Consider the following 13,944-nt stretch of genomic DNA (forward strand, 5'->3'; position numbering starts at 1 on the left):
TTTGAACAATCCGTTAAAATTATCAGAATTTTATTACCAAAACCGGAAAAAGAACTACCCCTTGTCCCGGAAAAAATTAAAAAATAGGGGAAAGGGGGGTTCTGATATAATTTTTTTACTTTACTCTGTTGCTGTCTGATTTGCGCCCCGTCCTGGAGTGCTCCTCTTGCCGGAAAATCTGTTGCTTCCCAAACGCCTTTTGATGAACCGCTATCTCTTGTGTTCCATGAAAGACACGGATACACCCGTCTTGTTCAAGAATATGAACCACCTGCCCCGCAAAATGCCCGGGAACTGAATAATGGTTCGCTTGGTAGGATACCAGGCAGTCATTAGAGACCTTTCTGAAATGATGATCTGCGATTTCAAAGCGATCCCTGTTGATTTGCTGCAGTTCTTCCCGTGCCAAGCGATCTACGAGTCTCTCCGCCGAGGCTTCGTGCACACTCTTATTGGCCATATCATCCATCCAATCCCATACTTTATCATTCATTTCGCCCAACTGCGTAAAGGTGTATTCATTTACCCGGAAGTTGCGTTTCACGAACCTTATGCCCCGCTCCCCGCGGCTGCTATTGAAGCGGGAACCGTAGAACCCCATCATAAAATGATAGTGCCCGGCAAACTGGATAAGCCGCCGGTTCCAGACGATCCTTCCCTGACTGTCCAAGCCGCTTGAGACACTCCGCAAATTCTCATATATTACATGCCTCGTAACACCGCCGAAATATTCCATGGCATGGAGTTGGCAGTTCAATAGGGTTTCAAGCTTTTGATTCTCCATAAATTCTGCATAGATTATTTGGGAATACTCCAAGGTCATGACAAAAAGATATAGCTTGGTTTGTATGCCATGCAGATTGACAGTAATCTCGCCCCAGTCCACCCTCGCTTCTTCACCGGGTAGCGCCTCTCTGCGGTTCCCGCCCTTGGCCTGGATTTGGGAACGCAGGGGCCGCATATATTCCCTCAGCAGGGTGGCTTCGCCTTGATATCCTTTGTGCCGGATTTCCTTTAGGAGCATAACCGCATTTATACATCCTTCATTCATCCGCTGATAAATATAGTCTTTATAAGGGTCCAGCTTTTGTAGATTGGGCAAATGATGCTGTTTATCAGGCGGCTTCCCGTTTAGCCATCTGCGGATCGTTTTACGGTCCCTGCCCAGCAGTTGGGCAATTCGGCTAATGCTCATCCCTTTTTGCTTCATTTCCTGGACCGTGAGATACTCCTCGTTTCTCATTATGAATCACCCCTGAGAGCTTATTTGTTAGTTCTAACAGCCAGGAATATCTGGACGAACTAGCATTTGGAGTATCGATAGCTGTATAAGTACTATTCATTTAAGGTCTGATTAATAATAGCTGTAATATCATCTGCATGATGGTTAATATAAAAATGATTTCCTTCGAACATATACAGCTTGCATTGCCTATCCGTATAGTTTTTCCATGAAACGATCGCTTCAGCGCTCAACGTGTCTTTGTTCCCGGATAATATAGAGATGTCGCAGCCAAGCTTCTGCTCATGTTCGGTGTACCTGTCTTTTTCCAGAATTCTAAAATCGTTTCTTAGTATAGGGAGACATAATTTCTGCAAGTCCTTATTCGTAACGAACTCCTCAGGGGTCCCCCCCATTTCCATAATCCTCTGAATAAACAAAGGATCAGGCAAGCTATGAAGCATACTTTTCCGCCTGGGGATATTCGGCGCCCCGCATCCCGAGAAAAATATATGCTTGGGTTTTCTATTATTCATTTTGTCAATTTTATAATACAGCTTATAAGCCAGCCGGCTTCCCATGCTATGGCCAAAAATGGCATACTCATGTTGGTCAATCTTGTCTTTCAGCTGAACGTAGATATCATTAACCGCTTCATCTATATCTTCATAAAAAACCTCATGGATGCGTTTCCCTCTCCCCTTTAACTCAATCGGACAGAGCTGTATCGTATCGCTCAGAAGTGTGCTCCATTTGTAATAGATTGAACCTGAACCGCCAGCATACGGCAGACAAAATAGGAATTTCATGATTCACCCCGTACTAATCGAATTAGCTGTTGTTGCCTTCATCAGACATGAAAAGCTCTTGAAATCCCATTAATAATAAGGAAGACCCCAATGACTCTCAATATAACTCTGGAGGTTCTATCGTCTTTTCTGAAAATAGCCTGACCAAGTGTGCCAATAAATACGTTAATGAGAATCCCGACAATGAGTTCCACGATCCCAATTAATTCCACTATACCCAACTTAACCACTTCCTGATTTATATTTTGATTATCCTTTAGCCCCTCAATGCCTTAAGTTCTCTGTTCATGAATAAGAAGCCGGCTGCGAGGCCTACAACCCCGATCCCTGCGAATACTGCCAGCGGAACCCATTCTGAAGTCATAGGCTGATGGTCAAAAATAACGGCTGATAAGGATTGGATTGCCCACGATTCCGGAGTGAACCTGGATAGGACCCGCATGAACCCTGGAGCCATTTCCATGGAGAAAAAGGAACCGCCGAGCATTCCGGTTACGGCTATGATTATTGAAGCTGAAGACGTAAACTGCTTCTGATTCCGCATAAATGGTATAACAATCATAGTGATGCTGGTTAAGGCAAATAAATAAGCAGCGAATAGAATGCCAACCGCAAGCGCGTTGTCTGCGATACTAATCTTAAGCAAATACTTGCCGGCGGCCAAAATGACCAGGACATGAACAGCTCCAAACAGATAGGTCGCCGTCATCTTTGCCAGCAGATATTTTTTGTAATCAACAGGTGTGCTTAGCAATCTGCTAAACGTATTGTTTTCTCTTTCATCAATTAAGGTCCGTAATCCCTGAATGACGACGAACCAAATGAACATGACCAGAAAACCGATTAACCTTGCTGTGGCATTGTCATGGGTCTTCTCTCCATTACTTAAAGTCTGATCATCTATCGTTAGATTCGAGGCCTCATTGATCCCCTTAAATACACTGGCTGTAATGCCTGAGCCATCTGCATTCAGTTCTGTGGAGATCACTTGTGAGTCATGAATAACCTTTTGGAGCGTGCTCACTTCGCTGGTAATAATCTCCTCCAGAATTGTCCCATCGCCGTTTTCATAATTTTGTACAAAATAAACAGGTAAATCTTCACCGGATGACAGACGGCTGCCAAACCCCTGCTTCACTACCAAACCAAAGGGAATATCCTGGTCGTCAACCTTTTTTTTGATAGTGGCCTCGTCGGAATGTACAATTTTCACCTGGTTATGCCTCTGGATCATATCCATGAGCTGCTTCGAATAGGCACTATGATCCGCATCCGCTACATATAAGCGTTCCTGGCTGCTCCCCTGGGAAAAGGAAAATAAGAAGGTCAGGATTAAGGGCACTGCAATTGTTGCAAATACCGCGGTCCTATTTCGAAACATCAGTTTCAGCTGGTTTTTTACCATGACTATAAATTGCACTTTTATTCCACCTTTTTCCGCTGTATACCCTAATGTTAAAGATAATAAATATCAGTCCTATACCTATAAGCTCCAACAAATCAATATACATGCCGCTCAGGCCTACCCCCTGGCATACCTTTAGATATGAATTTATTGCTTTACCATTAGGGATGATCTCCTGAATGACGCGCAGGCTATCCGGCAATCCGCTTTTGGTGATAAAGCTCCCGCCCAAAAAGCTGAAAATGTACAGCACAGGAGAAGCTAAGCTGGATACAGTCACATGGTCTTTCGCGGTAAATCCCCATAGCAGAATAATGCTGCCGATGGCAAAAGCATAAACAATAGTAATAACAAGCAGCTCTAAAGGGTTTCCCCATTTCATCTGAAACACAACCCGGCTAATCATGATCACAACGATCATTTGGATCACAACAGATAAAATAATCCCGAAAAGTTTGCCGAGCACATATTGTATATTCAAGGTAGGTGTGGATTTGATTCGGAACAGGGTGTGGTTCTGCTTCTCATCCACTATGCTGTGAACCAGCACAAATGCCGTCATAATGGAGAACATAACTACCATTGCGATCGAATAATACTGCATAGCATCTATAGGCACGGCATCTTTATTGGTTGGCACCACCGGTATTTTAAGACTAAGCTGCTTATTTCCTGAGATTTGGCTCATAACCTTTTCTATTTTGTCCTTAGGAATATTGCCTGTACTGCTTATGGACTGGAGGATCGTCCGTTGTTCAACATTCATTGTCCTGACACTTGCATTGAACCGGTCCAGAATAGTCGCAACGATCTCTTTATCCAGTGGTTTATCGTTGTCACCCATCAGGACGATATCCGTTTTTTCATTATTCATGGCGGTCTTGGTGAAGGTTTCCGGTACGTAAACAAATACTGCAGCCTTACCGTCCTGGAGTAATTGCTTGCCTTGCTTATAGCTGGTGGTTTCTTTTAAATTTACAATTTGTTTCAGGTCCTCTTGTTTGAATACATTGTCCCTTAAGACATTTCCCAAGGATACGAAATGAGTCCCTTCCGAAGAGCCCTTATCAGCATTATAAAAAGCTACATTAAAGGTTTTGATCTTGGAGCTCGAATCACTAAATACCGTTCCCAGGATGAGGATTAGAATGGATGGAAACAGAATAAGCTTTAGATAAAATGTTTTATTTTTAGTTAACAGCCGCAAATCCAATAGAAATAAACGTAATAGCTTTCTCACAATACCACCCCCCGCTACCCCCTTAAGGCCTTGCCTGTTATCTGCAGAAAAATACTTTCCAGGTTAACTTCCTCATATTTGAAACTGGTAAGTTTGATTCCTAATTTTTTGATTTCATCCACAATCTCAATCACATTCTTGTCATTCGTGGAAACCAGCATGCTGATCTGATTGCCCTCTATATTAACCTTGGAAATACCGGGAATCCGGTTTAACTGTTCAAGTGCGCCTTCACTCGCTTCGCTATAATTCACTGTCAGCGTGTCACACGCCGCCAGGCTTTGCTTTAGTTCTTCCTTGGTTCCCAGCGCGATCAAGGAGCCGTGGTCGATGATGGCAACATTCTTGCATAAGTACTCCACTTCCTCCATGTAGTGACTTGTATAAATCACCGTCATTCCTCTGTCTTGATTGAGTTTTTTCACAGTCTCCAGGATATGGTTCCGGGATTGAGGGTCAATGCCTACCGTGGGTTCATCCAGGATCAGCAGCTTGGGATCATTCATAAGCGCGACCCCTATATTGACCCGGCGCTTCATCCCTCCGGAAAACTCGGCTACATCCTGGTTTTTCTTATCCTGTAATTCGATGATATCCAATACTTCGTTGGTTCTGTTTTTCAGTTTTTTTCCGGAAAGTCCATACAGGCTGCCGAAAAACTCCAGATTCTCCTTGGCGCTTAAGGCTTGGTACAGCGCCAAATCCTGCGGCACAATGCCCATAATTTTTTTGATGTCTGCAGGTTTTTCCCTAAGGGATTTATTATCAATGGTTATACTTCCGCTGGTTGGCGTAAGCACTGTACTTATCATGGATACGGTCGTTGACTTTCCGGCTCCATTAGGACCTAACAAGCCAAAAATCTCACCACGCTTCACATTTAGGGAAATATTATTAACAACAGTGATATCATTGTATTTTTTGGTCAAATTTGTTAATTCAAGCATCGGTTAAAGCACCTCGCGTTCATTTCTTGTTCTGTTCTCATTCTACGCCCCCCTCCAAGTTAAAAATATTCACTATAGTACTCAATCTGAGTATTACTTTAGTTATCAGTTAGGTTATTACTTTAGTCATATGGGGGAGGTAAATTAAAAAATGCCGTCCTTACAATAGTCAGTCTGTGGATCAGACGGATTACTGTAAAAACGGCATACCGTAAGCAAGCTGGCAGCAGTCAAACGCGGGTTAGCCATGCACCAGAATTATAGCGATTTTTGCAGACATAGGGTTAATTCGGTTCTATTCTTCAGCTCAAGTTTCTCCAGCATTCGTGAGACATAATTTTTGACAGTACCTTCAGTAATAAATAAGTCACTGCTGATCTCTTTATTGCTTTTGCCTTCCATAATGCATTTGGCTACCTCCAGCTCACGTGGTGTAAGCAGCTGCAGAATCTGCTCATTCCGCAGGTTCTCAGTACCTGCATTATTTACAGAATTCAGCGCATTCACTACTTCCCGTGTAATCTTGGGATTCAGCAGAATATTCCCCTCACAAGCAGTTTTAATGGAAGAAATGATTTCCTGAGAGCCTGAATCTTTTAGAATGTACCCGTCTGCCCCATTTTTCAGACCTGTAAAAATATACTCACTGTCATTAAACGTAGTAAGAATGATCACCTTGATCCCGGGGTATTTGGCTTTCACCAATTTTGTCGCTTCAATTCCGTTCATTACCGGCATTTTGATATCCATCAGAATAACTTCAGGGGAAGTGTAGCTGAGAAGCTCCAAGGCTTCTTCTCCGTTGGACGCTTCACCGATAACATTGATTTCCTCATGCAGGCTAAGAATCATCTTCAAGCCTTCCCGGACAATTTGCTGATCATCCACTATCATAATATCTACCATGAATGTGCCTCCTTGTTAAACCCGAAATCAACAGTAATTTTAGGAATATTGGCCTCAACACGAAATCCTGAAGATTCGCCCGAGTAAAAAACAACCTTTCCGCCCAGGGCTAAGATCCTGTTCTCTATCCCCTGAATCCCCTTGGATTTGATGATCTCTTTGCAGTCTGCTCCATTATTATGAACGAGCAAGGAGATATGATCGGAATATTTATGAATGGCAATGGAAAAGTGTGTAGCCTGCCCGTGCTTAATACCATTGGTGATAGACTCCTGTACGGTCTTGTAAATACAATTTTTGATATCGGAATCCACATATTCAATATCTTCATCCATGTTCAGTTCAAATTGAATCTTATTCGTTTCGAGAAAGTTGTCGAAGATCTCGTGAAGGGACTGCAAGAGTTCTTTAGAAGCTCTCTCATCCCCCAGAAGCACCACTGTTTTCCTGAGATTGACGATACACTCCTTGGAAAGCTGCTGCGACTTCTGAATGGCCAGCTTTGCCTTATCTGTCTCCACATCCACGATTGTACTGGCATATTCAAGATTCATATTTAAGGCTATAAGGTAGTGCCCCAGTGAATCATGAAGTTCTTGGGCAATCCTCGTTCTCTCCTGGGAGATGGTCAGCTCTTGAATCTTGTTTGAGTACTCCTGCAGTGTCGTGTTGGCAATTTGCAGTTCCTGATTTAGCTCTTGGGTTCTTGCCTTCTCAATCAAAACATTCCGGAACAAATAAACAATGGAAATGATAATTAAATAGGAAGATAAAATATCCCTGAGGGTAGTATGATCTGCTATCAGCGAAGCCGTAAAAATAGAAAAATGCAGGCACAATACATATACAGGAATTTTGTGTGTGCTGACAATGATCTCAACAAGCAGAATAATGATGTAGATTTGCGTGCCTATACAGTAGACCTTAAACAATAAAAAACCAGCCAATAGATTGCTTAGAATAAAAGATACATACCACAGGGCCTTAGTCTGATTCTGAAACTTGACTCTGGTGAAATCGTTCACGAGCAATAGTACAGCAATAAGGGTAAGAAACAGAATGGATTGCGTGTCCCCCGGATAATCTTGAAGAATCGTCGTAAAAATCGAAAACAAAGAAAATCCCTTGAGCATTTTTTGCACAAGCATTCGATTACCGGCTGTATATAGATCTTTCATGATCGATACCCTCTTACTGAAGTTGGAATTTTAACCATAACTGGCTTTATCTATACTACAACAAACAAGTAAAAAAAACATAAGAAAGCTAAAAAAAAGGCAAGGACAGCGGATTTTTATTCCTGGCTCTTCTCTTGCCAATATAATTCCTCAAAATATCGCAATACATGATGCCGAAAAACAGTTCCGCTTATATTTTATAATGAATGCGTAGCGCTACAGAAAAATGCAAGCGGTTACAAAAAATAATTAGACAAAGGAGATTACGATGAGGAAAAAAAGTTTATTTCTGTTCCCCTTTGCGATATTGCTTTCATTATTGCTGACAGGCATCTCTAGTGCAGAGGTAACCTCTAATTATGTTAACCCGCTTATGGGGGGTGCCGATCCTACTATTGCCAGGGCTGCAGACGGCTATTACTATTCAGCTTTTTCTGGCGATAATAACATCACATTAAAAAGACATGAAACCATTCTCGGAGTATCCACTGCAAAAAGCAAAATAGTCTGGAAGAAGCCGAGTAATTTTGGGTTTGTTTGGGGTCCATACGTATATAGACTGGATGGCAAATGGTATCTTTATTTCTCTTCAGGTCCAGAGGAGAGCTTCGGATATGGACATCCAAGCTCCTACGTCCTGGAGAACTCATCCCCCGATCCTTTTGAAGGCACCTGGGAGCTCAAGGGGGAATCCGCTAATGCGGACAAAGATGGGCAGGTTACGGTCAAGAAGGGACTTCTGAATACGCAGGGCTATGGTTTGGCCTGCGGCGTTATATCCATTAAAGGCGAAACATACTTCACCTATACAAAATACTACTATTACCCTGATCCTAAAGATCCTGCAAAGACGAAATTTGACGAGAGCCCTACGATTGTCAAAATGAAGAACCCGTGGACATTGGAAGGTACAGAAGCTACTGTGGCAAGGCCGCAATATGACTGGGAAAAGCATCACGACAATATCAATGAAGGTGCTGCTGTAGTTGAAAGAAACGGCAAGATCTATTTCGCCTATTCTGCAAGCAGCTTTATGAATGATAACTATTCTGTGGGTGTATCGGTAGCTGATGCAGCCTCTGATGTGATGAAAGCCGAATCATGGAAGAAATATCCTGAGCCTGTAATGAAAAGATCGGATGAAAACAGCTCATATGGCCCGGGATCCCCATTGTTCCTTAAGTCTGAGGATAATTCAGAGGATTGGATCATGTACCATGGAATACCGACCCACGGACAAGGCGGCGGAAACAGAGGAATAAGAGCTCAGCGTATACATTGGGACGATAATGACTTCATCAATCTAGGAATCCCTTCCAATCCCGGCACTGTCCTGAACAGACCCTCAGGAGAGGAAAAAAGCGAAATTTATGAAGCCGAGGATGCCAGTTTGTCAGGAGTTTCCAAAGTCGTCGGGAAAAGTGCTTTTGCTTCGGGCGCCCTATATGAAAAATACAATAACAGCAGCGCCAATGACTATGTGGAGTTTACAGTAAACACGAAGGCTGCAGGAACCTACTCATTGGATTTCAGATACAACAATAATACGGCGAATGCTATTAACATGAAATTAGGAGTCAATCAAGAGGCCGTGCGGGATATTTCGTTTGCATCCAATGCCGGATTTGAGGCAAACTTCGATATTCAATCAGCTTATAATATTAAGCTTAATGCCGGAAGCAACAAGATCCGTCTTTCGGGCAAGAGCTCTTTGGCCCTCGACGCCATGATTATCAAAAAAAGCACATTGTACGAAGCAGAAAATGCCGAACTGTCCGGAAATGCAAAGGTAGATACTGATCATCCGGGTTACAGCGGAACCGGCTTTGCCGGAGGATTATGGATTTCAAATTCCGCGGTCACCTTCAAGGTAAATGCCGCCAATGCAGGCAGCTATTCGGTTAATCTGGGCTACAGCCTGGGGTTTAATGATGACAGGACCCTGAGTATGTATGTAAACGGGCAAAAAATAAAGCAGGTAGATTTCTTCAGCTTAAAGAGCTGGAACAGCTGGGCCGACCGCTATGACAATGTTTTCCTTAAACAAGGCGAAAATACCATCATGTATAAATATGATAGCGGCGACACCGGCAACGTCAATCTTGACTATATAACAGTTACCGAAGCAACTACCTGGCATTATGGAGCAGAAGATGCAACAATCACAGACCCGGATGATGCTGAAGTCGTCTACGCAAAAGACGGCAATCTGGGTACCGGTTATGTAACCGGGCTATCCAGAGCGAACTCATCCGTGGAGTTTTCTGTAAATGTTGAGAATGCGGCGTCTTATGATGTTAAGCTGAGATATGCAAAAGAAGCTGCGGGTAAAACCTTAGGTTTATATTTGAATGGCACTAAGATTAAAAACATCACCCTCCCTCCTACTGGCGGACCTACTGTCTGGAAGGAGCAGCTTGAGACTTTAAGTCTGAAAGAGGGAACAAACACGATCACTTACAAGAATGGTACGGATAATTCCGGCATTATAAATATCGACAGTATTCATCTTACCAAACGTACTCCCTGGAGGTATCAGGCAGAAGAAGCAGCCAGACAAGGAAGCCTGCAGATTGCCAAAGATCATTTATGGTATGAAGGCAACGGATTTGTAGGCGGATTTGAGCAAAAAGGCGATTCACTCAAGTTTGAAGTAAACGTACCCAATACAGCTGCCTATACGTCAGCTCTGCGGTATTCCGGCGCACAGAGTTCCAACATAACAATGACGATGTATGTTAACGGACAAAGAATAAAACAAGTATCTTTACCTCCGACAGCGAGTTGGGATTCGTGGGCTAACCGTACGGAATCAGTTAACTTGAACGCCGGAAAAAATGTAATTGAATTCATCCGTGAACAAGGGGATACCGGAAGATTCAATATCGACAGTCTCACCATTGATAAAACCAGCGGCGGATTTATGAGTTCAATTGCCAGGAAAATCATTCCTGAAAAGATGGTTAAAATCCAGCCGAAACACAGCGGAAAAGCATTGGATGTGGACAGAGTTTCAAGTGATCCGCTGGCGGTAATTAACCAATGGGCCAATGGCGATGGAAATAATCAGCTGTGGAGATTCCTGGATCTCGGTACAGGGTATTACCAGATCCAGTCGGTTCAAAGCGGGCATGTCCTCGACATTCTTCCCGGTTCAGCCATACAGCAGCTCTGTCAGAATACAAGAGCTACAGGATCTATACCAAATACTCAGCAGTGGAAACTGGAAAAAGACGGTGACTACTATAAAATAGTTAACAAAAGTAATAATAAAGTAATCACTGTAGAAGGAGCATCCAATAATAACGGTGCAGCAGTAAGGCTGGCTGATGACCAGGGGAAAGATAATCAACGCATGAAAATTGAAATACGCAACCTCAGCAATAGTGAGATCAGTGCATTGACGGAGTCCGGAGGACGCTATGATATTACTTTTAACGCCAATGGCGGAAGTCCGGCGCAGACAGTTGTTCAGGCTGTGTACGGCGAACCGTTGACTGCTCCTGCTGTAGCGAAGGAAGGCTATGAGCTGGAGGGCTGGTACAACGATGCTGCGAAATGGGATTTTGCAGCCCAGACGGTGCCTGGTGCATTGACACTGACTGCGAAATGGACTCTTAAGGCACCGGAGGTGAGGATTGTCAGTGAAGGCTCGCTGCGGGCAGGATCAGCCGGAATACTCCGCGCTGCCGGAACAGGGTCAGGAACACTGTCCTACACCTGGTATGTGGACAAGGGAAAAGGCTACGGCGAACCCGTCGGATCGGGCGATGTGCTGACGCTTCCGGATTTGTCGGAAGCGATGAGCGGCTACCGGTACAAGGCCGTCGTGACTGGCGAAGGAGGCTTAACCGGAGAGCAGGAATACATCCTGAAGGTGCTTCCAGCCGATGCGGAATGGATCGCACCTGCCTTCGCGCTGGATTTGCCGCCTGCGCTGGAGGCTGTTGAGGGTGACCCTTTAACGCTTCTAGTTGATACGACAGGAGACATTGAATCTATCGGGTGGGAAGTGAAGCGGACCGGCAATAGTGATTGGCTGCCCCTCCCGAGTGTTACCGGTGCGGTATACCGCTTCACCCCGGGAATGGAACAGGACGGGACAAAGTACCGTGTGGTGCTGACCGGCAAAGCGGAGGTGAACCCGGTCCGTGTCACCGGAACGGAGCTTAGGCTCAAGGTGTATCCGGCGCATGAAATCCCGTCGGTCCAATCGTTCGCGGCAACCGTTAACCCTGTAGTGGAGGGCGATCCAGTAACCTTCAACGTAGTTGCCGCTTCAACTTACGGGGAACTAAGCTATCGCTGGCTGAAGAATGGCCTGGTCCTGGACAATGCACATGGCAGCAGCCTGGCTGTTGAGAAGGCCGGGGCTGCTGATGCCGGGGCATACCAGGTGCAGGTGACCAATACCCGTATTATTGGGAACCGTCCTTATGCAGATGCGGTCAATACAGAGACTATTGAGCTGACAGTCAACCGTCAACTGGTAACGCCCACGGATCCTCCGGTGACACCAACGGATCCTCCGGTGACACCGGCAAGCCCGCCGTTATCAACGGTCAGGCCTACGGCAACACCACAGCAGACCGCCATGCCACTGCCTTCGGCTGCAGTCATTTCAACCGCCCAGCTGAGCAGTCCTGCGGTGAACGGGGTGGTTACAGTGCAGGTAGGGCAAGCAACTGCAATTGAGCTTCCGTTGAAGGCCGGAGAGCTGCTGGGAACAAATTCGCTGCGTTTGCAGGGAGACGGAATAGAGCTTGTACTGGCGCCGGAGCTGCTGAAGCAACTGGCCGGAGCCGTACCTGCTGCAGAGAGCAGCGGTGCAAAGATCCTTCTGAAGGCAAAGCTTAAGGCGCTGGAAGAAGTGAAGCTGAAGACGGAAGCCGGTGTAGCGCTGAAAGGCAAGCTGATAGAGTATGATCTGAGTCTATCCGGTGCGGATGGAGCGGTCCACCGGCTTGAGAAATATCAGGTTCCGGTAGGCTTCAGCTGGCCGGCTGAGGGACTCAATCCGAAGCTGCTTGGTCTGTATCGTGTGGAAAGCGACGGTACACTCACATACCTGGGCGGAGCAGCTGAAGACGGCGGGTTGAAGGCGCTTCTTGACGGCAGCGGCATGTACGCGCTGCTGGAGTATTCGAAGCAATTCAGCGATGTTCCGGTCACTCACTGGGCATTTGAAGCTTTACGAGAGCTGTCTGCTAAGCATCTGATCCAAGGCATATCGGAGCAGGCTTATCAGCCAGGCCGGAATATTACCAGGGCTGAATTCGTGCAGCTGATCGCCAATACGCTGCAGTTGAACGGCAGCGGTACCACTTCCTTCGCCGATGTCCCGGAAGGCGCCTGGTATCAGCAGGCAATCTCCGGCATGGTGAAGGCCGGCCTGATTACCGGCCGGACTCCGGAAGCCTTCCAACCGGCTGCGGAGATCAGCCGTGAAGAGATGACTGTCATTCTGATGCGGGCCTACCGGCTCCAGAATGGTGTAATTCCGGCCGCTCCGGCCAGCCCTTCCCTTAAGGATGCTGCGGGCATCTCCGACTGGGCAGCGGAACAAGTGGCTGCAGCGGCTGCGCTCGGCTTCGTGAAAGGACGGGCTGACGGTACCTTCGCTCCCAAAGCTCCCGCCACCCGTGCAGAGGCTGCGCAGATTCTGATGAATTATTTGCGATAAGCATTGCGTAGAAACGGAAAATACCGGTTTTGCAAGGCATAAACAAGGCGCTCCCCCTGATGATTGTTAGGGGGGCGCTTCTTGTTGTACAGGATATGATCTGTGATGAGTGATTTCCTATGCAGCAATAGTAAAATAACCAGTCGCCGGATATCCACCAGTGACTGGTTATTTAGGGGGGATGGAACGAAGCCGAACATCTCAATCCTCCAGACGGACCGGGCAAAGGGAACCACGATCTTACGGACTCCAGCGCCGTTATTTCAACAATCCGGGCTTTTTATTCAAGCTAATGGACTGAGGAGACGCTAAGCTGGCATTTCCCGGAGCATAATGGTGGGTTTGCATGAAATAGGGTCATCTGGGTCCATTAGAGAAGCCCCCCCTTTTTTTCAGGGGAGGCTGGAAGAACTCGTTCCTCTGCTGTATGAGCCGTTTGGCTTTGTTTTCTCCTCTTGGAGAAACGGGGAGGAACTTTTGAGAGGTTGTACTATATAAGATGAACTTTAGTTTTACATTGTAGGGTATAACGTCACTGCGGGGAATGTTTGGAC

The 13,944-nt window shown here is 45.6% G+C and carries 8 protein-coding genes; 1 reads left to right on the forward strand and 7 read right to left on the reverse strand.

Annotated elements, in window-relative coordinates; genetic code table 11:
* Positions 1-115 precede the first annotated feature (115 nt).
* The 7 genes from istA to PRIO_RS28720 all read right to left on the reverse strand — a co-directional run bounded on the left by istA (position 116) and on the right by PRIO_RS28720 (position 7,707).
* Positions 116-1,243, reverse strand: a complete 1,128-nt coding sequence (gene istA / locus PRIO_RS28685; RefSeq protein ID WP_020431445.1) for an IS21 family transposase — start codon at positions 1,241-1,243, stop codon at positions 116-118.
* Between the two features lie 92 nt (positions 1,244-1,335).
* A complete protein-coding gene (locus PRIO_RS28690; protein WP_020431447.1) occupies positions 1,336-2,031 on the reverse strand; it encodes a thioesterase II family protein in 696 nt (231 codons plus the stop codon).
* 256 nt (positions 2,032-2,287) lie between these two features.
* On the reverse strand, positions 2,288-3,436 hold the full coding sequence (locus PRIO_RS28700; RefSeq protein ID WP_020431451.1) for an ABC transporter permease: 1,149 nt from the start codon (positions 3,434-3,436) through the stop codon (positions 2,288-2,290).
* Positions 3,399-4,676 (reverse strand): ABC transporter permease, encoded by a 1,278-nt coding sequence (locus tag PRIO_RS28705; protein WP_046505745.1) that lies wholly within the window; start codon positions 4,674-4,676, stop codon positions 3,399-3,401. Before PRIO_RS28705 ends, PRIO_RS28700 begins: the two co-directional genes overlap by 38 nt.
* A 14-nt stretch (positions 4,677-4,690) precedes the next feature.
* Positions 4,691-5,623, reverse strand: a complete 933-nt coding sequence (locus PRIO_RS28710) for an ABC transporter ATP-binding protein (protein ID WP_020431455.1) — start codon at positions 5,621-5,623, stop codon at positions 4,691-4,693.
* A gap of 258 nt (positions 5,624-5,881) precedes the next feature.
* On the reverse strand, positions 5,882-6,529 hold the full coding sequence (locus tag PRIO_RS28715; protein WP_020431457.1) for a response regulator: 648 nt from the start codon (positions 6,527-6,529) through the stop codon (positions 5,882-5,884).
* Entirely contained in the window at positions 6,523-7,707 is a 1,185-nt protein-coding gene (locus tag PRIO_RS28720; protein WP_046505751.1) for a sensor histidine kinase, read from the reverse strand. Before PRIO_RS28720 ends, PRIO_RS28715 begins: the two co-directional genes overlap by 7 nt.
* A 268-nt stretch (positions 7,708-7,975) precedes the next feature.
* Here PRIO_RS28720 and PRIO_RS35165 point away from each other — a divergent pair, with 268 nt between their 5' ends.
* Entirely contained in the window at positions 7,976-13,390 is a 5,415-nt protein-coding gene (locus PRIO_RS35165) for a CBM35 domain-containing protein (protein WP_082118150.1), read from the forward strand.
* Positions 13,391-13,944: the final 554 nt, after the last annotated feature.

The sequence above is a fragment of the Paenibacillus riograndensis SBR5 genome (assembly GCF_000981585.1).
Taxonomy (GTDB): Bacteria; Bacillota; Bacilli; order Paenibacillales; family Paenibacillaceae; genus Paenibacillus_AQ; species Paenibacillus_AQ riograndensis.

What these genes read in the sequence shown, in the direction of transcription:
- PRIO_RS28720 (WP_046505751.1), bottom strand. Translation starts at nt 7,707, where the DNA reads ATGAAAGATCTATATACAGCCGGTAATCGAATGCTTGTGCAAAAAATG.
- PRIO_RS28690 (WP_020431447.1), bottom strand. Translation starts at nt 2,031, where the DNA reads ATGAAATTCCTATTTTGTCTGCCGTATGCTGGCGGTTCAGGTTCAATC.
- PRIO_RS28710 (WP_020431455.1), bottom strand. Translation starts at nt 5,623, where the DNA reads ATGCTTGAATTAACAAATTTGACCAAAAAATACAATGATATCACTGTT.
- PRIO_RS28715 (WP_020431457.1), bottom strand. Translation starts at nt 6,529, where the DNA reads ATGGTAGATATTATGATAGTGGATGATCAGCAAATTGTCCGGGAAGGC.
- istA (WP_020431445.1), bottom strand. Translation starts at nt 1,243, where the DNA reads ATGAGAAACGAGGAGTATCTCACGGTCCAGGAAATGAAGCAAAAAGGG.
- PRIO_RS35165 (WP_082118150.1), top strand. Translation starts at nt 7,976, where the DNA reads ATGAGGAAAAAAAGTTTATTTCTGTTCCCCTTTGCGATATTGCTTTCA.
- PRIO_RS28700 (WP_020431451.1), bottom strand. Translation starts at nt 3,436, where the DNA reads ATGGTAAAAAACCAGCTGAAACTGATGTTTCGAAATAGGACCGCGGTA.